The sequence below is a fragment of the Rhodococcus sp. KBW08 genome (assembly GCF_003852455.1).
In the GTDB taxonomy this organism is placed as follows: domain Bacteria; phylum Actinomycetota; class Actinomycetes; order Mycobacteriales; family Mycobacteriaceae; genus Rhodococcus_F; species Rhodococcus_F baikonurensis.
This window is the reverse complement of sequence record NZ_QAJJ01000016.1, coordinates 222,514-248,010: the sequence shown is the minus strand read 5'-3', so window position 1 is coordinate 248,010 and position 25,497 is coordinate 222,514. Positions and strand designations below refer to the sequence as shown.

The following is a 25,497-nucleotide window of genomic DNA, read 5'->3' as shown; positions in this document are numbered from 1 at the left end:
ATGGATTCTTGGTGACCTCACGTGAAGATTCGGTCGGAACGGTCGACGTAAGCAAGGCGAGCGGAAGTGCGGACGGAGCAGCACCTTCCCTGGCAGCCGACGTTCAGACCTTGGAACGAGCGATCTACGAGGTCAAGCGAGTCATCGTCGGGCAGGACCGGCTGGTCGAGCGCATTCTCGTCGGACTTCTCGCCAAGGGGCACGTCCTCCTCGAAGGCGTCCCCGGTGTTGCCAAGACGCTGGCTGTCGAGACTTTCGCGAAGGTCGTCGGCGGTTCGTTCTCCCGCGTGCAGTTCACCCCCGACCTGGTGCCCACTGACCTCATCGGCACGCGCATCTACCGTCAGGGCCGTGAAGAGTTCGACACCGAACTCGGACCCGTCGTCGCAAACTTCGTCCTGGCCGACGAGATCAACCGTGCTCCGGCCAAGGTGCAGTCCGCGCTCCTCGAGGTGATGGCGGAGCGCCACGTCTCGATCGGTGGCAAGCGCTACCACATGCCCGACCCGTTCCTGGTGATGGCGACGCAGAACCCCATCGAGAACGAGGGCGTCTACCCGCTGCCCGAAGCGCAGCGCGACCGCTTCCTGTTCAAGATCCTCGTCGACTACCCGACGGTGGAGGAAGAACGCGAAATCGTCTACCGGATGGGCGTCGCGGCCCCGGAGCCGCACCAGATCCTCGGTCCGGAGGAGTTGGTCAGGCTTCAACGCGTCGCCAGCAATGTCTTCGTCCACCACGCGCTGGTCGACTACGTGGTCCGAGTGATCGCCGCTACCCGCACGCCTCGTGAGGTCGGACTCGAGGACGTTGCAGGCTGGATCGCGTACGGTGCCTCACCCCGCGCGACGCTCGGCATCATCGCCGCGTCGCGGGCCCTCGCTCTCGTCCGTGGCCGCGACTACGTCGTGCCGCAGGACGTCATCGAGGTGATCCCGGACGTGTTGCGTCACCGCCTCGTTCTCTCCTACGACGCCATGGCCGACGAGGTGACTCCCGACGCCGTCATCGCCCGGGTGCTGCAGACCGTCGGACTGCCGCAGATCGCCGCGCGGCCGGTTCCGACCGTTCCCGGTCCGCCTCAGCAAGGCGCACCGCAAGCACCCCAGTTCAATGCACAGGGCCCAGTCACTCCACAGGGCACAGCCACTCCACAGGGAAACGGCGCGCCGATCGCGACCGCTGAGACGATGAGTCGCCCGCAGTGACCGATGGCCGCGACGGTGGCCAGGCGACACCCGCCGGATCCACCGGTTCTCCGCCGTCGTTCCGATCCGGCGAGCTCAGCGATCCCAAACTCACCGCCGCGCTGCGCACCCTCGAGCTGACGGTTCGTCGTCGCCTCGACGGTGTGCTGCACGGCGACCATCTCGGCCTGATTCCCGGCCCGGGTTCGGAACCGGGGGATGCTCGCGAGTATCAGCCGGGAGACGACGTACGGCAGATGGATTGGTCCGTCACTGCCCGGACGACGCACCCGCACGTGCGCCAGTCGGTCGCAGATCGTGAGCTCGAGACGTGGCTCGTCATCGACCTGTCCGCAAGTCTCGACTTCGGGACCGCCGGATGCGAGAAGCGCGACCTGGTTGTGGCCGCAGCCGCAGCCATCACGCACCTGACCAGCTCGGGCGGTAACCGCGTCGGCGCCATCATCTCGACCGGAGCTCAGACAACTCGAATTCCGGCCCGCGGTGGGCGAATTCACGCACAGGCGATGCTCCGCAGGATCGCGACGACTCCGCACGCTCCGGACGGGGTACGCGGTGATCTGGTCGGTGCGATCGAAGCACTCAGACGCCCACAGCGTCGGCGCGGACTCGCGGTGGTGATCAGTGACTTCCTCGGACCGATCGACTGGGAACGGTCGCTGCGCGCCATTTCGGGACGACACGACGTGCTCGGCGTCGAAGTGGTGGACCCGCGCGACCTCGAACTTCCGGACGTCGGCGACGTGGTGCTCCACGATCCCGAGTCCGGCCGGACCAGAGAATTCACCACGACGCCGCAACTACGCGCCGACTTCGCCAGAGTCGCCGCCGAGCACCGCGTCGAGGTCAGGCAAGCTCTACGTCGTTGCGGCGCACCGCTCATGTCTCTGCACACCGACAGGGACTGGATCGCCGACGTCGTGAGATTCATCTCGGCACGCCGCCACAGTTATGGTGCCGGCGCCGGAACTGGGGGCGTTCGTTCGTGAGTCTTTCTCAATTCACCGCACCGTGGTGGTTGCTGTTCCTCGCTGTCATCGCCGCGTTGGTGGTCGGTTACGTACTCGTGCAGAAGCAGCGGGCCAAGCACACACTTCGGTTCACGAACTTCGCACTGCTGGAGAAGGTGGCGCCTTCTCGGCCCGGGCGGTGGCGTCACATTCCGGCGATTCTGATGGTCGTCGCGTTGGTGTTCTTCACTGTCGCCCTTGCCGGTCCGACGGCGGACAAGAAGGTCCCGCGAAACCGTGCCACCGTCATCCTCGTGATCGACGTGTCGCTGTCGATGCAGGCCACCGACGTCGAACCGACGCGATTGGCAGCAGCGCAGGAAGCAGCAAAGTCGTTTGCCGACGGTCTGACACCCGGAATCAACCTCGGGTTGGTCGCATTTGCCGGAACAGCGTCGGTTCTGGTGTCGCCCACCACGAATCGTGACGCGACGAAGGTCGCGATCGACAACCTCAAGCTCAGTGAGCGGACGGCGACGGGCGAAGCGATCTTCACCTCGTTGCAGTCGATCGACACGCTGTCGGCTGTGCTCGGCGGTAGCGATCAGGCGCCTCCGGCGCGCATCGTGTTGCTGTCCGACGGGAAGCAGACCGTTCCCGAGAACTCGGACGATCCGCGGGGCGGATTCACCGCTGCCCGTCAGGCCAAGGACAAGGGCGTGCCGATCTCGACCATTTCCTTCGGAACGACCTACGGCCGCGTCGAGATCGAAGGCGACCGAATCCCCGTCCCGGTCGACGACGCGTCACTGAAGGAGATCGCCAACCTTTCCGGCGGAAGTTTCTTCACGGCATCGAGCCTCGAAGAACTGCGCCAGGTTTACGACACGCTCGAAGAGCAGATCGGTTTCGAGACGACACGCGGCGACGCGAGCCGACCGTGGCTGATCCTCGGCGTAGTCTTCGCGACCGCTGGTCTGACGATTGCCCTGGTACGCAGGCAGCGTTTGCCTTGATCGTGAGCAGTTCCGAATTGTCCAAATACCGCTGGTACGCGGCCCGCAGAGAATTGATAGGTTGATCGCCATGTCTACCCCTCCCACGACAGTGGTTTCCGAACGGACCGTCACCACACCGCGCTCGGTGCTCGTCACCGGCGGCAACCGCGGAATCGGCTTGGCCGTCGCTCAGCGACTCGCTGCGGACGGTCACAAGGTAGCCGTCACACATCGCGGTTCCGGCGCACCCGAAGGGTTGTTCGGCGTCGTTTGCGACGTCACCGACACCGAGTCGATCGACCGTGCGTTCAAAGAGGTCGAAGCGCACCAGGGCCCGGTCGAGGTCATCGTCGCCAATGCCGGCGTCACCGACGACACACTGATCATGCGAATGAGCGAAGAGCAGTTCACGAGCGTCGTCGACGCGAACCTCACCGGTACGTTCCGCCTCTCGAAGCGTGCGACCCGGTCGATGCTGCGCGCGCGTTTCGGACGCTTCATCTTCCTCGGTTCGGTGGTGGGTCTGGCGGGACAAGCCGGCCAGGTCAACTACGCCGCGTCCAAGGCAGGCATCGTCGGTATCGCTCGTTCCCTGACAAGGGAACTCGGCTCGCGTTCGATCACCGCCAACGTCGTCGCACCGGGTTTCATCGAGACCGACATGACGGCAGCGCTGGGCGACGACGTGAAGGACAAGGCCACCGAGTTCATCCCGTTGCAGCGGACCGGAAAGCCGGAAGATGTTGCAGCAGTAGTCAGTTTTCTCGCCTCGGACGATTCGGCTTACGTCTCGGGTGCGGTCATCCCCGTCGACGGCGGACTCGGCATGGGGCACTGACCCGCTTTTTCGCACACGCACACCTTTCTCGTACGTCTGAAATCAGGAGGACATCTCATGGGCGGTTTGCTCGAGGGTAAGACCATTCTTGTCACCGGCATCATCACCGATTCGTCGATCGCGTTCCACGTGGCCAAGGTCGCGCAGGAGCAGGGCGCGAAGGTGCTGATCACCGGATTCGATCGTCTGCGCCTCATCGACCGCATCGCCCAGCGCCTGCCGCAGCCCGTGCCGCCGGCAATCTCGCTCAACGTCCAGAGCTCGGAGGATCTCTCAACTCTCGCCGAGCGCGTGCGCGAGCTGGCTCCCGAGGGTATCGACGGCGTGGTCCACTCGATCGGCTTCGCTCCCCGTTCCTGCCTGGGCAGCCCGTTCATGGACGCGCCGTGGGAAGACGTGGCGGTCGCACTCGAGGTGTCCGCATACTCGTACAGCGCACTGGCCAAGGCATTGCTGCCGGTGCTCAACGACAACGCGTCCATCGTCGGAATGGATTTCGATCCGGCACGCGCAATGCCCTTCTACAACTGGATGGGTGTCTCCAAGGCAACCCTCGAAGCCGTCAACCGTTACGTGGCCAAAGAGGTCGGTGTCCGCGGCATCCGCTCGAACCTGGTGTCCTCCGGCCCGATCAAGACCCTGGCCGCCAAGGCCATCGCCGGTGACAGCACCGGTCCGGGCGCGGAGTTGGACAAGCTGAACACCGCATGGGACGGTGCTGCGCCCATCGGCTGGGACGTCGACGATCGCGAGCCCGTGGCCAAGACCGTCTGCACCGTGCTCTCGGATTGGTTGCCCGGCACGACCGCGTCGATCATCTACGTCGACGGCGGCTTCCACGCGATGGTCGGCTAGTAGCACCCCTTCTACTACGCAGGTGAGTACCCGGGTGACCCCCGCCGAACGGCATCACGCAAGATTGAACTCATGACCGCAAGTATGGACATGCAGTTCGATGCTCTTCTCGTTTTGTCGTTCGGCGGTCCCGAAAAACCCGAAGACGTACGGCCGTTCCTCGAAAACGTCACGCGCGGTAGGGGAGTGCCACCCGAACGGCTCGACGCCGTCGTCGAGCACTACATGCATTTCGGTGGGGTTTCTCCCATCAACGCTCTCAACCGAGACCTGATCGAACGGGTCGAAGGTGAGCTGGCAGCAGCCGGTGTCGACCTGCCCGTGTACTTCGGCAACCGCAACTGGCACCCGATGGTCGAAGACACCGTTGCCAAGATGCGCGAGGACGGTGTCCGCAACGCCGCCGTGTTCGCCACGTCGGCCTGGGGTGGTTACTCCGGATGTCGGCAGTACCACGAGGACATCGCCCGCGCCCGCGACGCGGTCGGTGACGGCGCACCGACGCTGACAAAACTTCGCCAGTACTACGACCATCCGCTGGTCGTCGGCGCGTTCGCCGACGGTGTGCGCGCGGCCCGCGCAGAGTTGCCCGAAGCTACTCGCGATACTGCGCGCCTGGTGTTCACGGCGCATTCGGTTCCGAGTGCCGCAGACCGCAATGCAGGGCCGCCGGCAGAGGGCGGAAACCTCTACAGCCGACAGGTCGCCGAGGCTGCGAAGTTGGTGGCCGAGGCCGTCGGCGTCGACGATTTCGATCTGGTGTGGCAATCGCGATCAGGTCCGCCGCAGGTTCCGTGGCTGGACCCCGACATCTGTGATCACCTGGATACGTTGGCCGCCAAGGATGTTCGCGCCGTGATCGTATGCCCCGTCGGTTTCGTCTCCGATCACCTCGAAGTGGTGTGGGATCTGGACACCGAGGCCAAGGACAAGGCAGCCGAACTCGGTATGGATTTCGTGCGCGCCGCGACACCCGGCCGCGATCAACGTTTTGCGCAGCTGGTGCCCGCGCTCGTCCGGGAGTTGGCCGACGCCGAGCAACCACTGCGACTGGGGGTCGAGCCGCTGCTCGGCTCGACCACCAATGGTGCCTCGTGTGCGGTGAACTGCTGCGCCGCCGTCCAGCGCCCCCGCTGACGGTCAGGAGTTCGGCTGCTTGAGCTTTCCGCAGGGCCCCGGAACTGTAGACGTACTGCGCGAGGTCAGGAGCGTCTCGACGATCTGTCGATCCTCCGGGCTCAGCGACGGGTCGATGTAGTTGAGTTTGGGCGCTCCCAGTTCGCGGACTCGCCCGGCAAGGGTCGCGACAAACGAGACTCGCTCTTCGTCGTCGTCGTTGACGTCGTGGATCTGCAGCACCGACACCGGGAACTTGCGCAGCGTCACAGGCAGGAATCGGGCGCCGAGCACATGGTCGACGTTGAATCCCGCCCACTGCCCCTGATTGGCTTCCACGCACTCGGCGTCGGAGTGAATTGCGCTCTCGCCGATGTACTTACGTGCGGGCAGCATCTTCTTCGGTGCAAGTTCGGACGCGCCCTGCTGCAGGACGGGAAAGTCGCCGTCCGTGTACAACCACGGTTGGTTGGCCATCGCGATCAAGCGACCGGCGTCCAGATCCGGGAGATAGCGGGACTTGAGGAGAAACGCGACGCTGTCGACCGAGATGCCCAACAGTTCGGCGGCCTTCTGTCGGCTCATCGCAAACGTCGGGGCATTCTTCGGGGCGATCTGGATCAAATTGACCATGCGAACTCCTGTAAGTGTTCAATTGTTGCGGGCTTGGTACAGCTGACATGACTATTCGCCGATTATCAACCTCTAGCTGATTTCCGACTTGTAGATGAGTCGGTTGTCACCATCCGAGTTCACGCAACCGGGGATCACCGATCCCGAAGTGGTGGCCGATTTCGTGGATCACGGTTCGGCGAACTTGCTCGATCACCTCGTCTTCGGTGCTGCAGATCGCACAGATGGCCCTGCGGTAGATCGTGATGCGGTCAGGAAGGACGCCGGCGTACGTGGTGGTTCTCTTGGTCAGAGGGATGCCCTGATACAGCCCGAGCAGTCCCGGTCGTCCGCCTTCGAGTTGAACGGTCACCGCGACGTTTGCCATCTCCGCACCCAATTTCGGCGGCAGGCTGTCGAGCGCCCGCTTGACCATGTCCTCGAACTGACTGTCGTCCACGTCGATCATCTGCCCATTGTGCGTGCGGGTGCGGGATCCGGGTGTGTCCATGTGGAAACAGTGCAGCTTACGGCTATGTTTAGGGCGTGGCCGAAGATCTCTATCACCGTTACGAATTCACATTCATCGTTCAGATGCTGACAGTCTCGCAAGAGCAGGCGATCGAAGAGAGCTTGGGCGGAAGAGTCGAGGACCGACGCGGGCTGCAGTTGCTGACACTCACCTCGGAAGGCATGCGGGCAGCGACGACGGCGATCACCGTGGTCGACCAGTTGGTGGCCGCAGGTGTGCGGCCTCAGAGGACACATCCTGATCTGGTGTCGCGCCAGGACATTGCCGACCGTGCGGGGGTGACGCGGCAGGCGGTCGGACAGTGGGTGCGAGGGGTCCGGCAGGCGGCTACTCCTTTTCCGATTCCGTACAACTCGGTTGCCGGGGGGATCTGGTTCTGGGGCGACGTCCTGGATTGGTTGCGCCGTCAGGGATACAGCCAGGACACCGGTTTGCGTTACCCGACGCTGGATGAACATATTCGCATCGACCGCCATATCGCGATCAATCACAAGACTGCGTGTTGATCGATTGAGTGGTTTGCTTGAAAATAGCTATTGAAACAAACCGACGGTAGGTATAAAGTCCCTAAATACCTCAATCAATCTATCGGTGCGTTGGTCCTGCTCTGGGGGGAGTCTGGTCTGCGCTGCAGATACCCGAGCATGCGAGCAGGAATCCATGGTTTCGACCCCCGAAGTAAGACCGATGCCCAAATCGGCCGCTCTCACGACTTCTGTGGCCATTTCCAGCGATGTAGCAACGGCGAAGTTACGCGAAAATGCAACGGGCAGGGGCCGTCTGCGTGCGGCGACGGCGGCGCTGTTCCGGCGCTCACGCCCACGCGCGAGTTCCGCGCCACCGTTGAGCCTGCTGCTTCTCGTCACCTCCGACAACGGTCTGTCGCAGCGGGCTGGTCTTGTTCTTCGTGAGGCGGGGCACCACGTCCGCGCAGCCGTCGTCGCCGACGCGGACGCGGTGCTGGCCGCGACATCTGCGGGAGATTTTGATCTCGTCATCTGCCCGTTTCTGAAAGCCTATGTACCGGAATCCGTTTGGCAGCGGTGGACAACGATCATCATTCACCCTGGCCCGCCCGGCGATCGCGGACCGTCGTCGCTGGACTGGGCGATTGCAGATGACGAACCGATCTGGGGAGTCACCGCGTTGCAGGCCGCCGAGGAACTCGACGCGGGAGCGGTGTGGGCGTGGCGGACCTTCGAACTCCAGAGCGGTGCAACCAAATCCTCGGTGTACAACGGGGCAGTCACCGACGCGGCGATGGAGTGCATTGCGGAGGTCGTCGAACATTTCCGTACGCCCGACTACCAGCCGATCCCGTCGGACCGCGTCGCACGGCCGGTGGCATCGGCCCGATCGCGGCCGACCATGAAACAGTCCGAACGCGCGTTCAGTTGGGAGGAGGACGCGTCGAGCATCGTCCGCGCCGTCAACGCCGCCGACGGGTTTCCCGGTGTCGCCGTTCAGTTGGGGCTCGACCGGGTCTACGTCTACGACGCTCACCTCGACGCCCACGTCGATGCAGCGCCCGGCACCATCGTCGAGTACTTTCACCAGGCAATACGTGTTGCTACCGGTGCCGGCTCCGTGTGGGTCGGACATGCGCGGCTCGTCGGCGCGGGCAATGTCAAACTTCCGTCTACCGCGGTCGTGCGTCCGGACGTGTTCGTTCCACAGGTCTGGGAGAGCCGCTATCCCGAGACCGACTATCACCGAGACGGCGGTATCGGTTATCTCTCGTTTCGTTTCTACAACGGTGCGATGAGCACGAAGCAATGCGCGCGACTGGCGGCCAGGCTGCGTTGGGCGATCGCGCAGGACACCAAGATCCTTGTCCTGACGGGCGACTACGACAGATTCAGCAACGGTATCCACCTCAACGTCATCGAGGCGGCGTCGGATCAAGCCGGAGAGGCGTGGGCCAATATCAAGGCCATCAACGAGATCGCGAAAGCGATCGTCACCTGTACGGAACAGGTTGTGGTTGCGGCCTTCACCGGCAATGCCGGGGCCGGCGGGGTGATGCTCCCGCTCGGAGCCGACGTAGTCGTGGCCAGGGACGGCGTGGTTCTCAATCCTCATTACGCCACGATGGGCTTGTTCGGTTCGGAACTGCACACGTACACGCTTCCGGCCCGTGTCGGGGAGGAACAAGCTCGCAACCTGCTGACCGCGTGCAGTCCGATCGGTATCCGTCGAGCGTTGGACATCGGGCTCGTCGACGCGATCGGCCCCCGGCGGCCGGATTTGTTCGAGGCGTGGTTGAACGAGGTCGCCACCGACCTGCTCGAAGGTGGTCGGCTGGATTCGATACTGGAGCGCAAACGTCTTCGGCTGGAACGTGATCCGGTGGAGCCCTACGAGGAGCGCGAACTCGAGGAGATGAAGATCGACATGTTCGGGGACCGCAACGGCTTCGCCGAGAAGCGCCGGAATTTCGTGCTCAAGCTCTGATCGACACGCTGTTCGCCGACGCGACCCGAGCGGTGCGAACGACGTCCCACAGTCGTCGCAGCAGGTCGTCGCGCTTCTGAGCGGTGGACACGCTCGGGGCCTGATTGGTCGAGGTCGACGCAGCGACTGTAAGAATGGCTGCGACGTTGTCGGCGGTGTCGATCACCTGCAAATGCCGCGGTGACAGTGTCGACGGCCAGCGGTATCCGGCCTGCGCCTGCAGCGCTTCGGCGACCAGGGTGCGCGCGTCAGTGCCTGGGATTCCGGTGGCAACGGTCGGAAGTCCGCCGAGCACCTCTGCTGCGTCCCGAACAGCTTGGCGCAGTTCGTATTCGGCTTCACGGAGCCCGATCGTGTCGGCGCTGCCCGCGACAGTCGGGATGGAGAAGACCGTCCAGCGCAAGACGTCCGGGCCTTCCTTCGACGGTACGAGACCGACTCCAGGTTTGCCGACGGTGCCGATCTGGATCCCTTCACCCGCTGTGATCGCGGCGCGTGCGAACTCGGTTCCGGTGGGCAGGCCGCGTACGTCACCGGCAGTGGGAAGGACCAGGCGGATTTCGGCAGCCTCCGATCGAGCGATTCTCAGCAGAGTGGACACACCGGATGCCGTGACTCCCGGCCACTCGAGATCGTGTCGGACCGCGGTTTCCGCATCGGCCGCCCCGATCAGGTGCATCTGTGCCCACGCGGCAAGGGCATCGATGACATCGTCCGGCGCAGTGTCGCCGGCGAGCCATGACGCTGCCCACACGGTGAGGGTTGCGCTGGGAGAACTCATGACCGTGAAGTTTAGTTCGGCGTGGCGACATGCGCGGCCCCGGCGTTGTGACCTAGCGTGATCCGGCGTGAGCGGTGGCAACGGATACGGTGACATTTTCGCGGGTCATACCCGTAAACAGAAGCGCGTGACGCCCGAAGTGGCAGCCGAACGTGATCTGGTCGTCGAAGATGCGGCGACGGGATTCTGTGGGGCGGTAGTCGGGTTCGAGCGCACGTACGACGGCGATTTCGTGCGACTAGAGGACGGGCGCTCGCGGACGCGGTTGTTCGCGATGCAGGAGGCGGCTTTCCTGATCGACGGCTCACCGGTCACGCTGGTCCGACCGGCACCCAAACCCGCATCCACCAAGCCCGCACGGTCGGCTTCGGGTTCGACGCGAGTCGAAGGCTTGCGGGCTCGCACGGCTCTGCCCAGCCGGATCTGGGTGGAGGGAGTTCACGATGCTGCCCTCGTCGAGCGGGTGTGGGGTCACGACCTTCGTGTGGAAGGTGTGGTCGTCGAACATCTCGAAGGCCTCGACAATCTGGGGGAGAGGCTTGCCGAATTCGGTCCAGGGCGCGGCCGTCGTGTCGGTGTTCTGGTCGATCACCTGGTCACCGGCTCCAAGGAAACGCAATTGACTCAGGGCCTCGGTCCGAACGTACTGGTGACGGGTCATCCCTACATCGACGTGTGGGAGGCCGTGCGTCCCAAGTCCGTCGGAATCGCTGCCTGGCCGAAGATTCCACGCGGCGAGGATTGGAAGACGGGAATCTGTCGCGAACTGGGCTGGGGAACACCTCAGGAGGGTTGGCGGCGGGTCTACAACTCGGTGGAGAGCTTCCGCGATCTCGAAGCTCCGCTGATCGGTGCTGTCGAACAACTTGTCGATTTCGTTACCGAGCCGAACTGACGTAGCAGCGGCCTGGGTCACACTCTCTGGTTAGATGGTGTTGTGGCTGCACTTATTTGGCTGATCGGAGCACTGGTGCTCGCCGGGGCCGAAGCTTTGGTGGGAGATTTCTTCCTGCTGATGCTCGCCGGTGGGGCGCTCGCTACTGCCGGTGTCAGTGCTGTCACCGACTTCCCGGTGTGGGTCGACGCCGTCATGTTCGGGGTGTTTTCCGCCGCCCTAGTCCTGGGTGTGCGACCGATCATGTTGCGTCGCTTCGGTAGTCCGCCGCCGACCCCGACCGGAATTCAGGCACTCGAAGGTAAGCACGCTCTGGTTCTGGAAGAAGTGGGCGAGCATTCCGGGCAGGTCAAGTTGGACGGCGAGGTGTGGACTGCCAGGCCGTACGACACCACCGAGGTGTACCCGCCGGGCACCAAGGTGACGGTGATGGAAATCAACGGCGCAACAGCAGTCGTCTGGAGGGGACCTTAATGGCAGCACTCATAGTGCTCGGTGTGTTGGTGCTATTCGTGATCTTGGTGGTCGCGAAGTCGGTGGCACTGGTACCGCAGGCAGAAGCCGCGGTCATCGAACGGCTCGGCCGATATTCGAAGACGGTGTCCGGGCAGCTCACATTCTTGATCCCGTTCGCCGATCGCGTACGTGCCAAGGTGGACCTCCGCGAGCGGGTGGTCTCGTTCCCGCCTCAACCGGTGATCACCCAGGACAACCTGACCCTGTCCATCGACACGGTGGTGTACTTCCAGGTCACCAACCCGCAAGCTGCGGTGTACGAGATCAGCAACTACATCGCTGCCGTCGAGCAGTTGGCGACCACGACGCTGCGAAACGTCGTCGGCGGAATGACCCTCGAAGAGACGTTGACCTCGCGTGATTCCATCAACGGTCAGCTTCGCGGTGTCCTCGACGAGGCGACCGGTCGCTGGGGCCTGCGAGTGGCCCGCGTCGAGCTCAAGAGCATCGATCCGCCGCCCTCGATCCAGGAGTCGATGGAAAAACAGATGAAGGCGGACCGCGAGAAGCGCGCGATGATTCTGACGGCTGAAGGTCATCGCGAATCCGCTATCAAGACTGCCGAGGGCGCCAAGCAGAGCCAGATTCTTTCTGCCGAGGGCAACAAGCAGGCCTCGATCCTGAACGCCGAGGGTGAGCGTCAGTCCCAGATCCTTCGTGCTCAAGGTGACCGCGCGGCCAAGTACTTGCAGGCTCAAGGCGAGGCCAAGGCCATCGAGAAGGTTTTTGCTGCCATCAAGTCCGGTAAGCCGACTCCGGAATTGCTTGCATACCAGTACCTTCAGACGTTGCCGCAGATGGCGCAAGGCGATGCGAACAAGGTGTGGCTCGTCCCCAGCGACTTCGGGGACGCACTGAAGGGATTTGCGAAAACCCTTGGCGCGCAGGGTCAGGACGGCGTTTTCCGTTACGAGCCGCCGGCGGCCGAAGAGAATCTTCCCAACCCCGAGGACGATTCGGCCGAGGTAGCAGAGTGGTTCGAAACGAAGTCCGACCCGGCCATTGCGGAAGCAGTCCGCGCCGCTGAAGTTGCTGCACGTACTCCCGTCGAAGATCCGGCAGCTGCGGTCAGGCATCGCCGTGAAAGTTCGCCCGAGCAGCCCGGATTCGTCGATCCGGCGCTGCCGCAGCAGGGTGAAAATCCGTGGCCCGGTCAGCTGCCGCTGCCGCCCGAGCGTGAAGATTTCCAGCAGAAATACCCGTACCAGGGGCAGCCGCCCGAGGGCGGCCAGCGCCAGTAGGCACCTTTCGGAGTAAACGGACGGNNGACGGCAATCGCCCAGAGGACGCTGACGAAGGTTCCCATGATGAACTGCTCGGACGCGTGAGGTTCGCGAAGTTCCGGGTACCGTGCGAGTCCCTTGACCGCCAAGACGATCGCGATGCCTTCCGGCCAGGTCGCGAGAATTGACGCCGCCACCGCGAGCCGTTCGAGTATGCCGATCACACGTCCGCCGCGAAGAGGTCCGGCGTCCGGTGCCGGGCTCCCGTCCGGTTGGCGACGGGCGATCTTGAAAGTGGCAAGCACCAACGGTGCACCGGCCGTGGCGGCGGCAAGTACGCACAGGACCAGCGTCGCCCCGAGCGCAAAACCGGTGACCGGGCTCGTTCGGGTCGATGCGAGCGCGGCAACACCCAGCGCCGGCAGCGCGACCACGGACGACGCCCATTCGGGCACCTCCAGTCGACCACGACTGAGCGGTCCCAGTGCCGCTGCAACTGCTGGCGCCGCGGCGGCGACTGCGAGTGCGATCAACGCCAGAACGACCATGTATCCGAGCCCCCTGCTGTGTCGACGAGTTTGTGTACTGATGCGAGCGTGAGCAGTCTAGGGCTGGAGTCTGACCAAAAGTCGTTCTGCGAGGCGACGCCCGGCGAGTTCTGCGTGCCACCCAGCGGTCAGGAGTCTCTTCGACATGGCCTGCTTGGTGATTCCGAGCCGGGTGGCCGCGGTGACCTGAGTGAGTCCGCTGTCCATCAGAGCTATGGCCTCGCGCCCGTCCTTCGTCTGTCTCGCGACGATCGTGCCGAGCAAGGTGAACGCGGCATCGACGTCGGCGGCAAGTTCGTTGCGTGTTCTGTCGTCCGGCGCCTGTTCGACGGCAATTTTCGCCGGGGCTCTCTTGGCGCGTTCGACGGCGATTCTTGCAGCTTCGAACGCGGGTCCGCGCCCGGCTCGGGTCTGCCGCGGGAGAGGGTGCTCGACTGGGCCGATCCCGATCCCGACACTCCAGTACTCGCGCCGAATCAGCTCCAGTGCGACGAGGACGAGCAGTGCCGGATCGTCGGTCACTGCTTGAATCTCGTCGCCCGCAGTGCGCTCGAACGGTCGAAGGAGTTCGAGGTCGGCCATGTCGTCGATGATGTCCCCGACGCGATCGACGTCCCGTCGACTACCTCGCTGATCCACTGTCAGTACGAACATCAGTCAATGTTATGTAGTTGACTTTCAATAGTCAATCGTTTTGGGTTGACTCAATCAAATCAACCTCTTGAGGTTGACTGCTGTCGACGGTGGTTTCGCTCAGTGGAGGCTGACGGCGAGCGTCGAACACCAGACCGGAGATCCCGATTGCAATGCAGATCCCGGACAGGATCAGGAGACGAGGATCGGCTTCGCCGGACAGCGCATCGCCCAGAACGACAATCCCGACAGTGCCGGGCAAAATGCCGACGACGGTGGCAAGGATGTAGGGCACGATCCGGATCGACGAAATGCCGCAGCAGTAGTTCACCACCGAGAAGGGGACAAACGCGATCAAGCGCAGAGACCCGACGGCCAGCCACCCCCTCTTTTCGATCCGCTCGTCCACCCGCCGGATCGTCGGACTCGAAATCCGTTGCCAAACAACGTCGCGGCCGATGGCGCGGACCAGGTAGAGGGCCAGTACGGCACTCACAGTCGTTGCCGCCACAGTAAGGGCGATGCCGGTCACCGAGCCGAAGAGAACCCCCGCGCTGAGAGTGAAGACGGTCCGCGGAAACGGCGCGACGGTGACTATCGAATGAACCAGGAAGAACACGAGGGGAAACGCCGGGCCAACCGAGTCCGCCCACTCGCGCACCTGAGACACCGTGGGATGTGGGGCGAGGAGGGCAGCGAGGAACAAAGCGAGCACTACCAGGACTATTGCGATCAATCTTCGGTCCAGCAGGCGTCCCATCACAGGTCACAAGGCTACCTGTGAACGGTGAACCGAGCCGACTGCAGACCCGCAAACGCACGTTGAACATCGCCACGGAGATGGGAAAGCAGCGTGCTCCAGGCGACAATGAAACCAGTGCTGTGACGAAAACCACTAGGAGTTCGAGGCGGTGCGCACGTGCAGTCCCGGCCAGTGAAACGAACTCGCGGGTAACTCACATACATGCTGAACAATCGCTAGGTAAGGACCAGTCGCAGGCGCCCGAAGGACTGAAACCCGCGTCTGCGGACCGGTCGGAAAATGGTCGTGAACGCCGTCGTGAACGGCACTGTGAAGAACCTGACGTGATCCTCACGATATCTGAGCTCAGAGGCGGGTTAGCATCACAGAACTAACGAACAATTCCGATTATCGGTAAAGCGCTCACGCAAAAAATGAGAGGGAGCGGACACAGTGTCATTAGCTTCAGAAGCCGAGGCTGTCGAGCAGGCATATGCGGAGTGGCAGCGCTCCGTAGCCGGAGTGCTCGCCAAGTCCCGCAGAGTCGATGCGGCAGAACTGGGCCCCGAGCCACAGAAACTGCTCGAAACCGTCACATACGACGGCGTCACTGTCGCACCGCTCTACAGCCCACGCGACGAGCGTCCCGAGCAGAGCCTGCCGGGCACGTTCCCGTACGTGCGAGGCGTCGATGCTCACCGTGACGTCAATGCCGGTTGGTTGGTCTCCGCTGTATTCGGAACGGCCTCCGCGGCGGAGACGAACCGCAGCGTCCTCGACGCTCTCGAAAACGGTGTCAGTGCACTGTGGTTGAAGGTCGGTGCCAAGGGCCTCCCGGTCACCGACATCGCCGCTGCGCTCGAGGGAGTGCTTCTCGATCTCGCGCCGCTGACGCTCGACGCAGGCGCGGAGGCAGGCGATGCTGCCCGTGCACTCCTATCTCTCCTCGACACACGCGCCGAAGCCGGTGACGGCGTCAGCGATCGCGCCGGCATCCGCATCCACCTCGGTGCCGCACCGTTGACCAGTTCGTTCTCCGGCGCAGCCGACGTCGAACTTGCCGACGCCGTCGAGTTGGCCGCCCTCGCTGCAGCGCGTACGGAAACCGTGCACGCGATCACCGTCGACGGCACGGCGTTCCACAACGCCGGTGCCGGCGATGCCGAAGAACTCGGTGCTGCGATTGCCGCCGGCCTCGAGTATCTGCGTGCACTCACCGCCGAGAGTGGCCTGACCATCGGTGCCGCCTTGTCGCAGTTGGCTTTCCGCTACTCGGCAACCGACGATCAGTTCCAGACCATCGCGAAGTTCCGTGCCGCACGGCTCGTGTGGGCACGCATCGCGCAGGTCTGCGGTGCTTCCGATTTCGGCGGAGCACCTCAGCATGCGGTCACCTCCGCCGCGATGATGGCTCAGCGTGATCCCTGGGTGAACATGCTGCGCACCACCCTCGCCGCATTCGGCGCCGGTGTCGGTGGAGCAGACGCGGTGACGGTCCTACCATTCGACGTCGCTCTTGCCGACGGCACCCTCGGCGTCAGCAAGTCGTTCTCTTCACGCATCGCCCGCAACACCCAGTTGCTGCTGCTCGAAGAGTCACACCTGGGCCGTGTCCTCGACCCGTCTGCCGGATCCTGGTACGTCGAGGACCTGACACAGCAGATCGCCGCCACCGCGTGGGAGTTCTTCCAGGAGATCGAAGCAGCCGGCGGATACCTGGCGGCCCTCGAAGCGGGAATCGTCTCCGGTCGCATCGCTGCCACCAAAGCAAAGCGTGACTCCGACATCGCACATCGCAAGACCACGGTCACCGGAGTCAACGAGTTCCCGAACCTCGGCGAAACACCGCTGTCCGCCGAAGCGGTCGAGCCCGGTCAGACCGTCGCCCGCTATGCAGCTGCATTCGAAGCACTTCGTGACCGTTCGGACGCGTTCCTCGCCGCCGGCGGCGCACGTCCCACTGCGCTTCTCGCGCCGCTGGGCTCGGTCGCAGAACACAACGTGCGCACCACGTTTGCGTCCAACCTGCTCGCTTCGGGTGGTATCGACGCAGTCAACCCGGGCCCGCTCGAGGTGGGCGCCGAGGCGATCTCCGCAGCTGTCAAGGCTTCCGGTGCCACCGTCGCCGTGCTGTGTGGCACGGACAAGCGCTACGGCGAGAGTGCCGCAGCAGCTGTCGCCGAACTTCGCGCCGCCGGTATCACCAAGGTGCTGCTGGCCGGACCGGAAAAGGCAGTCGCAGACGCGACCGGCGATTCTCGCCCGGACGGATTCCTCACCGCCCGCATCGACGCAGTGTCGGCTCTGACCGAACTGCTCGACTTCATCGAGACGGGAAGCTCCAAGTGACGACACGAGAGGTCAAGCACGTGATCGGCAGTTTCGCCGAGGTCCCACTCGAGGACCCGCAGTCTCCGGCACCCACACCGCCGTCGGTCGAGCAGGCCCAGGCGCTCATCGAAGAGGGTGCAAACGCCAACAACTACGCCGCCGAGCAGGTTGTCTGGTCGACCCCGGAAGGCATCGACGTCAAGCCGGTGTACACCGCAGCCGACCGCGCAGCCGCCGCCGAGTCCGGTTACCCGCTCGACAGCTTCCCGGGCGCGGCACCATTCCTGCGTGGTCCGTACCCGACCATGTACGTGAACCAGCCGTGGACCATTCGTCAGTACGCCGGCTTCTCCACTGCCGCGGAGTCGAATGCGTTCTACCGTCGCAACCTCGCAGCCGGCCAGAAAGGCCTGTCGGTCGCCTTCGACCTCGCCACGCACCGCGGCTACGACTCCGACCACCCACGCGTCGCCGGCGACGTCGGAATGGCCGGTGTCGCAATCGATTCCATCCTCGACATGCGCCAGCTCTTCGACGGAATCGACCTCTCGCAGGTGTCGGTCTCGATGACCATGAACGGCGCTGTGCTGCCGATCCTCGCGCTGTACGTCGCAGCGGCAGGTGAGCAGGGTGTCACTCCGGACAAGCTGGCCGGAACGATCCAGAACGACATCCTCAAAGAGTTCATGGTTCGTAACACCTACATCTATCCGCCCAAGCCCTCCATGCGGATCATCTCGGACATCTTCGCGTACTCCAGTGCGGAAATGCCGAAGTACAACTCCATCTCGATCTCGGGTTACCACATCCAGGAAGCCGGAGCGACGGCCGATCTGGAACTGGCGTACACCCTCGCGGACGGCGTCGAGTACATCCGCGCCGGCCTCGACGCGGGTATGGACATCGACAAGTTCGCACCTCGCCTGTCCTTCTTCTGGGCCATCGGCATGAACTTCTTCATGGAGGTCGCCAAGCTCCGCGCCGGACGCCTCCTGTGGGCCGAGCTTGTTGCCAAGTTCGATCCCAAGAGCGCGAAGTCGCTCTCGCTGCGTACCCACTCGCAGACCTCGGGCTGGTCTCTGACCGCGCAGGACGTCTTCAACAACGTTCCGCGTACCTGCGTCGAAGCCATGGCTGCCACCCAGGGCCACACTCAGTCGCTGCACACCAACGCACTCGACGAGGCCATTGCGCTGCCGACGGACTTCTCCGCCCGCATCGCCCGTAACACCCAGTTGCTGCTGCAGCAGGAGTCCGGCACCGTGCGTCCCATCGACCCGTGGGGTGGCTCGTACTACGTCGAGTGGCTGACCAACGAGCTCGCCAACCGGGCTCGTAAGCACATCGAAGAGGTCGAGGAAGCCGGCGGTATGGCTCAGGCCATCAACGAAGGCATCCCGAAGCTGCGTATCGAGGAAGCCGCCGCTCGCACCCAGGCACGCATCGACTCCGGCCGGCAGCCGCTCGTCGGCGTCAACAAGTACGTTCCCGACGAGGTCGACACCATCGAGGTTCTCAAGGTCGAGAACTCCAAGGTGCGCAAGGAACAGCTCGAGAAGCTCGTTCGTCTACGCGCGGAACGTGATCCGGAAGCCGTCGAGGCCGCACTCGCGAACCTCACCCGCGCTGCCGCGTCCACCGAAGGCGGCATGGAGAACAATCTCCTCGCCCTCGCTGTCGTCGCCGCCCGCGCCATGGCTACCGTCGGCGAGATTTCCGACGCCCTCGAAAAGGTGTACGGACGCCACCAGGCCGAGATCCGCACCATCAGTGGTGTGTACCGCGACGAGGCAGGAACGGTGAGCAACATCAGCAAGGCGATGGAACTGGTCGAGAAGTTCGCCGAGGACGAAGGACGTCGTCCCCGCATCCTCGTCGCGAAGATGGGCCAGGACGGTCACGACCGTGGCCAGAAGGTCATCTCCACGGCCTTCGCGGACATCGGATTCGACGTCGACGTCGGACCGCTGTTCCAGACCCCCGAAGAGGTCGCCAATCAGGCGGCCGACAACGACGTCCACGTAGTCGGTGTGTCGTCGTTGGCAGCCGGTCACCTCACCTTGGTGCCGGCGCTGCGGGAAGCTCTGGCTGCAGCCGGTCGTCCCGACATCATGATCGTCGTCGGCGGCGTCATTCCGCCCGGTGACTTCGACGAACTCTACGAGGCCGGCGCTGCTGCCATCTTCCCGCCCGGCACCGTCATCGCCGACGCTGCCAGCGGTTTGTTGGAGAAGCTCTCCGCCCAACTGGGTCACGACCACAGCTGAGAAGGGGGTCACTGAAGATGGCACGTCAGCCCATCGACATTGATTCTCTCGCCGAGGCGGTGCGCGGAAATGAGCGTGCCGGCCTCGCTCGGGCGATCACCCTCGTCGAGTCCACTCGTGACGACCACCGAGCGCTCGCGCAGCAGCTTTTGCTGAAGTTGCTGCCCGAGGCCGGGGGAGCGCACCGGATCGGCATCACCGGCGTTCCCGGCGTCGGCAAGTCGACGTTCATCGACGCACTCGGAATGTACTTGCTCGGCAAGGGACATCGGGTTGCGGTGTTGGCGGTCGATCCGTCCTCCACCCGCACCGGTGGCTCGATTCTCGGTGACAAGACGCGCATGGCTCGGCTCACGGTTGAGAAGAACGCGTACATCCGGCCGTCACCGACGTCCGGCACACTTGGCGGAGTTGCCAAGGCGACTCGCGAGACAATCGTGCTTCTCGAAGCCGCCGGTTTCGACGTCATCCTGGTGGAGACGGTGGGTGTCGGGCAGTCCGAGGTCACTGTTGCCAACATGGTGGACTGCTTCACGTTCCTGACCCTCGCTCGTACCGGTGATCAGCTCCAGGGCATCAAGAAGGGTGTCCTCGAGCTCGCAGATCTGGTGGCGGTCAACAAGGCCGATGGCAAGCACGAGCGCGAGGCAAAGGGTGCTGCCCGCGAACTTGCGGGTGCGCTTCGCCTGATCTACCCGCACGACGCCATCTGGAAGCCGCCCGTCATCACGATGAGCGGTCTCGAAGGTATCGGGCTGGACGAGTTCTGGGGAACTGTCACCAAGCACCGTGAGGTGCTCACCGAAGCAGGTCAGTTCGAGGAGAAGCGTCGCAAGCAACAGGTCGATTGGACCTGGACGATGGTCAACGATCAGCTACTGCGCAGGCTCTCGAGCAACGATCGGGTGCGTGCGATCCGGGCCGACGTCGAGCAGAGCGTGCGTGACGGTTCGCTGACAGCGGCGTTGGCGGCGGGAAGAATTCTCGACGCGTTCGACGGAAGCAACTAGAGCGGAAAGAACGAAATCCCGGGTATCCGACAGCGGATACCCGGGATTTCTTCTGTGACGAGCTATCGTTCGCGCTTGACCGCAGGCTCGGTGAGTTCGGTCTCGACAGCGAGTTCGACTCCCGTGAAATCGCCTTCTGCCTCGGCCGGGGTGAGTGTGGACCGTTTCCACGCGTAGAACAGCAACGCCGCCCACGCGCCGAGAATGGCCAGGTAACCGGCCACCGTCACCGCCCCGGTGATGTCGAAGGATTTGAACAGCTTCTGCGCGTTGGTCAACACGATCACGCCGCCCACCGCTGTTCCGAGCAAGGTTGCAGGCACCCGGCTGACGAGCCACGCCGCAAACGGTGCTGCGATGACGCCGCCGAGCGCGAGACCGGCGACAACGAGAAGGTTTCCCGCCGACTCACGACCCAATCCGACAAGAAATCCCAGCGACGCGGCTGACGCGACCAGAAACTCCGAGGCGCTGACCGAACCGATCACGGTGCGCGGCGCGGTCTTGCCCCGCGAGAGCAGCGTGCTGGTGGTGATCGGACCCCAACCACCACCGCCGGATGCATCGATGAAACCACCGAACAGGCCGAGCGGGGACAGGAAACGTGCAGTGTGCGGGGTGGTGCGAGCATCGGCCACGGCCGGTGGGCGGACCGAAAAGCGAAGTGCCACATAGACACCGATTGCCAGCAGAATCGTCGCCGTGATGGGGACCGCTGCTTCGGTGGACAGACCCGAGAGCACGGTGGCGCCGATGAATGCACCGACGGCGCCGGGCACACCGAGCTTGGCGACCAGCTTCCAGTCGATGTTCTTGAACTTCCAATGCGACACACCCGAAGCGAGGGTGGTGCCGACCTCGGCCAGGTGAACAGCGGCGCTGGCCTGAGCCGGACCGAGGCCACCGATCATCAGCAGAGTGGTTGCGGTGACACCGAAGGCCATGCCGAGGGCGCCGTCGACGAGCTGGGCGCCGACGCCGACAAGGGTGAACAAAAGAAGGTTGAACATGCGAAGACAGACTCCGAGCGAAGAAGCGACAAAGTCAGGGGTGCAGGCAGCGAGAATCGCCGCTCAGCAACACGCCTGATCGAAGCATGCGCTACGACGAGTGGGCCAGAACGCCATCAATCCAAGCGCAAATGCCGGGGAGGCATCGTGGCTGGAAATCTGCACGTCAGGGTCCTTCTGTTCTCGTTCGTTGGTGTTCTGTCCATGCGAGCATAACCGGTCCCGAGCTCGATCAACCCACGGCGCGGGCGAACTTTCCCACTCGGTGGACAAGTCGATCGAAGAATTCCGCCGGATCGGTGCTGACGGCGACGTCCGCGTTGGGCTCACGCTTCCAGTGCCCGACCCAGTCAGCAACCGTCGTTCCGATCAGCAGCGGACTCTCGGTTTCGACATCCACCGTTGCCGGTTTCAGCGTCGCCAACCTCGGGTCGAGCGCGACAGCAGCAGCAAAGGGATCATGCATGTGAGCAAGAAATCCCTGGTCGTACTCTCGATGGAACTCCATGTAGAACCGGATCGCGTCGGACATATGCCTGATCACGCTGTTGGACGCGGAACTGCGGACGTCGGGGCCGTCGTCGGGCGAGATGATCTCGTCCGGAGTGCTCCCGGCAGCTTCCGCGAGCCGACGCACATGTTCCGGGAACATCTCGATGGATTCGGTGACGTTGAGGCCGCAGATGATCGGGCGCCGGTGCGCGGGTACGACGGAGAACGCGTCGAACACCTCCTTGGCGGCGTGCGGATCCACCGAGACATTCCACTCCGCGGTCGGCGTCGTGTTGCCCGGATAGTTGAACGACCCGCCCATCACAACCAGTCGCTTCAGCAGAGACGGAAGATCGGGTTCACGCCTGATCGCCAGCGCAAGGTTGGTGAGCGGCCCCGTGACCAGCCCGGTGAGTTGTCCGGGGTACTCACGGACGAGATCCACCCAGAGGTCGGTGGCTGTTCGGACCGAGAGCTTGCGACCCGAATCGGGGAGGACGGCATGCCCGATCCCTTGCGGACCGTGAGTCTCCTCGGTGGTGCGCAGCGGGATCACCAGTGGCTCGCGGGCGCCGAGTGCAACCTCGATGTCCGGGGCGCCGCAGAGAGCAAGCCAATTGAGGTTGTTGGCCGCGACCTGCTCCACCGGAACATTGCCGGCGGTGCTCGCTATCCCCAGAATCTCGGCCTCGGAGCTGGCAAGGAGATAGAGAAGCGCCAACGAGTCGTCGATACCGGTGTCGACGTCGACGATGAGCTTGTGCATGTCACTCATCGGTGGCCACCAGGATCGTCGGGGAATGCAGGACGGGGAAGTTCACCGATCGAGCGATGAAACATTTCGTGTGTGCGGGGCCGTGGAGCTCTTTCGCCGTCTCGACCATCTCCGCCTCGGCTACCAGCACCGTCGGATTCAACGTCACTTCGATGAACTGGCCGCCGCCATCGGATTCCTCGATCATGCTGCCGACCGGCTGATCGCTGTAGTCGAGAACGACCACACCCGAAGCCGCTGCCAGACCGAGGTACCAGAGCATGTGGCACTGGGCGAGGGAGGCTACGAGCAGTTCCTCGGGGTTCCATCGCTGCGCGTCGCCGCGGAACGAGGGATCCGAGCTCCCGAGAAGCTCGGGCTTTCCGACCGCGGATATTGCATGATTGCGCGAATATGCCTGCGTGCTGGACGTTCCGGATCCCAGGTCGCCCGTCCACTGAAGGTCGAGTGTGTAGGTATGTGACTTCACAGGTCCATCTTGCCCTGAATGTGCCGGTCCCTCAGTGTGCCCACTCCGCCCGATCCGTTCCCCACGGTCGGGCCGGTTCGGGGTAGTCCTCGAACTCTGCCAGCGCGGGTCGTGCGGTGGTCATGTCGCCATGGTTGACAACAACATTCAGGCCGGGAGCGGTCGGTAGACCGGGATGGACGGTTCGGCCGGGTGCGTCGAGAAGACGAGCGCCTGTGCTTGCCAGGGACACGTCGACATCGCGGCCACGGCCGTCGTGCGAGCGCAGCGTCAACGCGTCGAGGATCCCCGCTGCCAGGAAGTACCCGGTCGAGTGGTCGAGGGCCTGCGCGGGCAAGGCGCCCGGATTCTCACCGCCCTCCAGGAGCGAGATACCGGACGCGGCCTGCACGATGCTGTCGAAGCCGCGCCGATTCGCCCACGGGCCTTCCCATCCCCAGGCACTGACGCGCCCGTGAATCAGGTGCGCGGGAAGATCCTGCCCGATGAGCGCTTCGAGGGCGCCGGGCCGGTAGCCGGTGACCAGCACGTCTGCGGTTTCGAGGAGTTCTCGGAACGCTGCCGCGCCCGCCGAGGATTTCAGGTCGAGAAGCGCCGACCGCTTGCCCTGTCCACTGTCGAGGTGCTGCCATCCGATCTCGGGGATCGCCGGGGGATCGATCCGCAGAACGTCAGCACCGACCAAAGCGAGGGCACGGGTCGCGACCGGGCCGGCGATGACCCGAGTCAGATCGAGGACACGCAACCGCTCCGAGTTCGGGAGGGCTTTTCCTTCGCCGCGTGCTCGGACGGACACCAAAGGCGCAGATCTCGCGGCTGCACACTGCTCACTCATGCGCCATTCGGTCTCGGTACGAACACGAACCGCGATGGCTCCGATCTCGGCGGCCTGCTGCTCGATCTCGATGGCGCTGAGTTCGGATATCCGTTGCGCTACATCATCCTTGGTTGCAGTCGGATCGAGTTCCAGAATGCTGAGCAGACGGTCGCGATGGTGCGGATAGTTGCCGTGCGTGCGGACCCAACCGTCGCGTGCGGCGAAGAACCCCGAGTATTCGGAGAACCCGCTTATCGGTTCGCCGCCGATGCGGAACAGTCGATCGCTCGAGAAGGACGCGGCGATGCGCTCGGGATCGAGGCTCCAGTGCCTGTCGACCTGGCCGTCTGATCGGTCAATTGCCGAGGCGAACGCCGCGACCGAGCCCACGGCCAGGTCGAACACCGGCAGGTGTGCCGCAAGGAAGCCCGCAGAGTCCGGGCATTCGATGTGCCCGCGTCGGTCGTCGGCGTGCACCCCGACGTCACGTTGGTATTCGTCGAGATAGAACCCGTACCCGTGATCCATGTGACGCCTTTCGGCAGTTCAGTGGCCGAGAAGCTCCCGGCACTTCTCTGCCAGCGTATCGCGGAGCGGCGCAGCGCGATCCGCCAGGTTTTGTTGCTGACGCACGTATTCGGCGCGGCCCGCGGGAGTTTCGATACGAATGGGGGAGTACCCGTACTCGGCGAGGTCGTAGGGGCTCGCGCGCATGTCGAGTTCACGTGCCAGGAGGGCGTGTTCGAAGCACTGCATCACCAGATCCGAATCGACGAGCGGCAACAGCTTGAAGCTCCACTTGTACAGGTCCATCCCTGCGTGCAGGCAGCCCGGCTGTTCGTGATCGACCTGGGTTTCCCGGGCAAGAGGGAGCGCGTTCTTGGGCGCCGCGGCCGGCGTGAAGAACCGGAACGCGTCGTAGTGCGTGCATTTGAGTGGCAGGGATTCGACGACCGCGTCGGTGCCGGCGAACCCCAACCGCAGCGGCACTGACTGGTGACGAATCGCGTCCTCGCCGCCGCGATAGACCATCGCCCATTCGTGGAGGCCGAAGCAGCCCAGCACGGCGGGCCGCGCAGACGTCTGATTCAACAGATTCCACACGAATTCGACTGTGTGACGCCGACGCTCCAGCACTGAGTCGTCGACCGTCGCGGTACCCGAATCGTCGACGCGGTAGCCGGAGAAGGCTGCGTATTCGCCGGCGTTCTCGAGTGCGACTCCGTAACCGGGGTGCCAGCGGCGCAGTTGGGCGGGCTTGAAGTTGTAGTACGTGAAGAGGAAGTCGTGCACCGGGTGGGAGATACCGGCGCTCCGACGCGCTCGGTGCGGCTCGACGAGCTTCTCCACCTCCTCGAGGTGAAGTGCCCGCCGAGCCGTCCACTCGCTCTGCGCGAGTGCGAGTGAATGCACCGAACGTGTCAT

25 protein-coding genes are annotated in these 25,497 nt (G+C 63.9%); 14 read left to right on the top strand and 11 right to left on the bottom strand.

The window, feature by feature from the left end; translation table 11 throughout:
- Positions 1–11 precede the first annotated feature (11 nt).
- The 6 genes from DBV08_RS20025 to DBV08_RS20000 all read left to right on the top strand — a co-directional run bounded on the left by DBV08_RS20025 (position 12) and on the right by DBV08_RS20000 (position 5,986).
- Positions 12–1,208, top strand: coding sequence for a MoxR family ATPase (locus DBV08_RS20025; RefSeq protein WP_124568610.1), 1,197 nt, complete (start codon positions 12–14; stop codon positions 1,206–1,208).
- Entirely contained in the window at positions 1,205–2,197 is a 993-nt protein-coding gene (locus DBV08_RS20020) for a DUF58 domain-containing protein (RefSeq protein ID WP_124568609.1), read from the top strand. Before DBV08_RS20025 ends, DBV08_RS20020 begins: the two co-directional genes overlap by 4 nt.
- Positions 2,194–3,174, top strand: a complete 981-nt coding sequence (locus DBV08_RS20015) for a VWA domain-containing protein (RefSeq protein WP_095970163.1) — start codon at positions 2,194–2,196, stop codon at positions 3,172–3,174. Before DBV08_RS20020 ends, DBV08_RS20015 begins: the two co-directional genes overlap by 4 nt.
- A gap of 70 nt (positions 3,175–3,244) precedes the next feature.
- On the top strand, positions 3,245–3,994 hold the full coding sequence (gene fabG1 / locus DBV08_RS20010; protein WP_124568608.1) for a 3-oxoacyl-ACP reductase FabG1: 750 nt from the start codon (positions 3,245–3,247) through the stop codon (positions 3,992–3,994).
- A 57-nt stretch (positions 3,995–4,051) separates the two neighbouring features.
- Positions 4,052–4,849: an NADH-dependent enoyl-ACP reductase InhA gene (inhA, locus tag DBV08_RS20005; RefSeq protein ID WP_095970162.1), complete on the top strand. Its 798-nt coding sequence runs from the start codon at positions 4,052–4,054 to the stop codon at positions 4,847–4,849.
- 84 nt (positions 4,850–4,933) lie between these two features.
- Positions 4,934–5,986 carry a ferrochelatase gene (locus DBV08_RS20000; RefSeq protein ID WP_124568680.1) on the top strand — a complete coding sequence of 351 codons (1,053 nt, stop codon included), beginning with the start codon at positions 4,934–4,936 and terminating at the stop codon, positions 5,984–5,986.
- Between the two features lie 3 nt (positions 5,987–5,989).
- Here the strand turns inward: DBV08_RS20000 and DBV08_RS19995 are convergent, their stop codons facing one another.
- The gene (locus DBV08_RS19995) at positions 5,990–6,598 is read right to left on the bottom strand and encodes a transcriptional regulator (RefSeq protein WP_124568607.1); all 609 of its coding nucleotides are present in this window, start codon (positions 6,596–6,598) and stop codon (positions 5,990–5,992) included.
- Between the two features lie 106 nt (positions 6,599–6,704).
- Positions 6,705–7,046, bottom strand: coding sequence for a metallopeptidase family protein (locus DBV08_RS19990; protein ID WP_003944783.1), 342 nt, complete (start codon positions 7,044–7,046; stop codon positions 6,705–6,707).
- A gap of 77 nt (positions 7,047–7,123) precedes the next feature.
- Between DBV08_RS19990 and DBV08_RS19985 the strand changes: the two genes are divergently transcribed.
- Together DBV08_RS19985 and DBV08_RS19980 are read left to right on the top strand one after the other, a co-directional pair.
- A complete protein-coding gene (locus DBV08_RS19985) occupies positions 7,124–7,615 on the top strand; it encodes a hypothetical protein (RefSeq protein ID WP_124568606.1) in 492 nt (163 codons plus the stop codon).
- A gap of 181 nt (positions 7,616–7,796) precedes the next feature.
- Positions 7,797–9,563, top strand: a complete 1,767-nt coding sequence (locus tag DBV08_RS19980) for an enoyl-CoA hydratase-related protein (protein ID WP_260395664.1) — start codon at positions 7,797–7,799, stop codon at positions 9,561–9,563.
- On the opposite strand, the gene DBV08_RS19975 is transcribed toward DBV08_RS19980, so the two are convergent.
- A complete protein-coding gene (locus DBV08_RS19975; RefSeq protein WP_124568604.1) occupies positions 9,553–10,344 on the bottom strand; it encodes a hypothetical protein in 792 nt (263 codons plus the stop codon). The two genes, DBV08_RS19980 and DBV08_RS19975, sit on opposite strands and share 11 nt — an antisense overlap.
- A gap of 67 nt (positions 10,345–10,411) precedes the next feature.
- On the opposite strand from DBV08_RS19975, the gene DBV08_RS19970 reads away from it, so the two are divergent.
- The 3 genes from DBV08_RS19970 to DBV08_RS19960 are packed head-to-tail and all read left to right on the top strand — an operon-like array spanning position 10,412 to position 12,996.
- On the top strand, positions 10,412–11,239 hold the full coding sequence (locus DBV08_RS19970; RefSeq protein ID WP_124568603.1) for a DUF3097 domain-containing protein: 828 nt from the start codon (positions 10,412–10,414) through the stop codon (positions 11,237–11,239).
- A gap of 42 nt (positions 11,240–11,281) precedes the next feature.
- Positions 11,282–11,713 carry an NfeD family protein gene (locus DBV08_RS19965; protein WP_003944877.1) on the top strand — a complete coding sequence of 144 codons (432 nt, stop codon included), beginning with the start codon at positions 11,282–11,284 and terminating at the stop codon, positions 11,711–11,713.
- Positions 11,713–12,996, top strand: coding sequence for an SPFH domain-containing protein (locus DBV08_RS19960; RefSeq protein WP_124568602.1), 1,284 nt, complete (start codon positions 11,713–11,715; stop codon positions 12,994–12,996). The genes DBV08_RS19965 and DBV08_RS19960 overlap by 1 nt, the downstream gene beginning before the upstream one ends.
- Here DBV08_RS19960 and DBV08_RS19955 read toward each other — a convergent pair.
- Genes DBV08_RS19955 through DBV08_RS19945 form a run of 3 tightly spaced genes read right to left on the bottom strand, consistent with a single transcriptional unit; the run spans position 12,909 to position 14,919 of the window.
- Complete coding sequence (locus tag DBV08_RS19955; RefSeq protein ID WP_260395663.1) at positions 12,909–13,526, bottom strand: hypothetical protein; 618 nt, start codon at positions 13,524–13,526, stop codon at positions 12,909–12,911. The two genes, DBV08_RS19960 and DBV08_RS19955, sit on opposite strands and share 88 nt — an antisense overlap.
- Before the next feature lie 57 nt (positions 13,527–13,583).
- Positions 13,584–14,180 (bottom strand): hypothetical protein, encoded by a 597-nt coding sequence (locus DBV08_RS19950; protein WP_124568601.1) that lies wholly within the window; start codon positions 14,178–14,180, stop codon positions 13,584–13,586.
- A 31-nt stretch (positions 14,181–14,211) separates the two neighbouring features.
- Positions 14,212–14,919, bottom strand: coding sequence for a TVP38/TMEM64 family protein (locus tag DBV08_RS19945; RefSeq protein ID WP_185564785.1), 708 nt, complete (start codon positions 14,917–14,919; stop codon positions 14,212–14,214).
- Positions 14,920–15,354: 435 nt separating this feature from the next.
- On the opposite strand from DBV08_RS19945, the gene mutA reads away from it, so the two are divergent.
- From mutA to meaB, 3 genes are read left to right on the top strand one after another with little or no spacing between them, the layout of a single operon-like run.
- Positions 15,355–17,250, top strand: coding sequence for a methylmalonyl-CoA mutase small subunit (gene mutA / locus DBV08_RS19940; RefSeq protein ID WP_124568599.1), 1,896 nt, complete (start codon positions 15,355–15,357; stop codon positions 17,248–17,250).
- On the top strand, positions 17,247–19,499 hold the full coding sequence (gene scpA / locus DBV08_RS19935) for a methylmalonyl-CoA mutase (protein ID WP_095970151.1): 2,253 nt from the start codon (positions 17,247–17,249) through the stop codon (positions 19,497–19,499). Before mutA ends, scpA begins: the two co-directional genes overlap by 4 nt.
- Before the next feature lie 17 nt (positions 19,500–19,516).
- Entirely contained in the window at positions 19,517–20,509 is a 993-nt protein-coding gene (meaB, locus tag DBV08_RS19930; RefSeq protein WP_095970150.1) for a methylmalonyl Co-A mutase-associated GTPase MeaB, read from the top strand.
- A 62-nt stretch (positions 20,510–20,571) separates the two neighbouring features.
- Here the strand turns inward: meaB and DBV08_RS19925 are convergent, their stop codons facing one another.
- The 5 genes from DBV08_RS19925 to DBV08_RS19905 all read right to left on the bottom strand — a co-directional run bounded on the left by DBV08_RS19925 (position 20,572) and on the right by DBV08_RS19905 (position 25,497).
- Positions 20,572–21,519: a sulfite exporter TauE/SafE family protein gene (locus DBV08_RS19925; protein ID WP_095970149.1), complete on the bottom strand. Its 948-nt coding sequence runs from the start codon at positions 21,517–21,519 to the stop codon at positions 20,572–20,574.
- Between the two features lie 232 nt (positions 21,520–21,751).
- Positions 21,752–22,786, bottom strand: a complete 1,035-nt coding sequence (locus DBV08_RS19920; protein ID WP_124568598.1) for a nucleoside hydrolase — start codon at positions 22,784–22,786, stop codon at positions 21,752–21,754.
- Positions 22,779–23,255: an OsmC family protein gene (locus DBV08_RS19915; protein WP_095970147.1), complete on the bottom strand. Its 477-nt coding sequence runs from the start codon at positions 23,253–23,255 to the stop codon at positions 22,779–22,781. The genes DBV08_RS19920 and DBV08_RS19915 overlap by 8 nt, the downstream gene beginning before the upstream one ends.
- Before the next feature lie 31 nt (positions 23,256–23,286).
- Positions 23,287–24,600, bottom strand: coding sequence for a CoA transferase (locus DBV08_RS19910; protein ID WP_124568597.1), 1,314 nt, complete (start codon positions 24,598–24,600; stop codon positions 23,287–23,289).
- Positions 24,601–24,618: 18 nt separating this feature from the next.
- Positions 24,619–25,497, bottom strand: a complete 879-nt coding sequence (locus DBV08_RS19905) for a 3-methyladenine DNA glycosylase (protein ID WP_124568596.1) — start codon at positions 25,495–25,497, stop codon at positions 24,619–24,621.

Excerpts from the sequence above, each read along its gene's own strand:
- DBV08_RS19925 (WP_095970149.1), bottom strand. The coding sequence starts at position 21,519 with ATGTTCAACCTTCTTTTGTTCACCCTTGTCGGCGTCGGCGCCCAGCTC.
- DBV08_RS19990 (WP_003944783.1), bottom strand. The coding sequence starts at position 7,046 with ATGATCGACGTGGACGACAGTCAGTTCGAGGACATGGTCAAGCGGGCG.
- meaB (WP_095970150.1), top strand. The coding sequence starts at position 19,517 with ATGGCACGTCAGCCCATCGACATTGATTCTCTCGCCGAGGCGGTGCGC.
- DBV08_RS19960 (WP_124568602.1), top strand. The coding sequence starts at position 11,713 with ATGGCAGCACTCATAGTGCTCGGTGTGTTGGTGCTATTCGTGATCTTG.
- DBV08_RS19950 (WP_124568601.1), bottom strand. The coding sequence starts at position 14,180 with ATGTTCGTACTGACAGTGGATCAGCGAGGTAGTCGACGGGACGTCGAT.
- DBV08_RS19980 (WP_260395664.1), top strand. The coding sequence starts at position 7,797 with ATGCCCAAATCGGCCGCTCTCACGACTTCTGTGGCCATTTCCAGCGAT.
- DBV08_RS19975 (WP_124568604.1), bottom strand. The coding sequence starts at position 10,344 with ATGAGTTCTCCCAGCGCAACCCTCACCGTGTGGGCAGCGTCATGGCTC.
- DBV08_RS19995 (WP_124568607.1), bottom strand. The coding sequence starts at position 6,598 with ATGGTCAATTTGATCCAGATCGCCCCGAAGAATGCCCCGACGTTTGCG.
- fabG1 (WP_124568608.1), top strand. The coding sequence starts at position 3,245 with ATGTCTACCCCTCCCACGACAGTGGTTTCCGAACGGACCGTCACCACA.
- DBV08_RS19905 (WP_124568596.1), bottom strand. The coding sequence starts at position 25,497 with ATGACACGTTCGGTGCATTCACTCGCACTCGCGCAGAGCGAGTGGACG.
- DBV08_RS19920 (WP_124568598.1), bottom strand. The coding sequence starts at position 22,786 with ATGAGTGACATGCACAAGCTCATCGTCGACGTCGACACCGGTATCGAC.
- DBV08_RS19910 (WP_124568597.1), bottom strand. The coding sequence starts at position 24,600 with ATGGATCACGGGTACGGGTTCTATCTCGACGAATACCAACGTGACGTC.
- DBV08_RS20000 (WP_124568680.1), top strand. The coding sequence starts at position 4,934 with ATGGACATGCAGTTCGATGCTCTTCTCGTTTTGTCGTTCGGCGGTCCC.
- inhA (WP_095970162.1), top strand. The coding sequence starts at position 4,052 with ATGGGCGGTTTGCTCGAGGGTAAGACCATTCTTGTCACCGGCATCATC.
- DBV08_RS19945 (WP_185564785.1), bottom strand. The coding sequence starts at position 14,919 with ATGGGACGCCTGCTGGACCGAAGATTGATCGCAATAGTCCTGGTAGTG.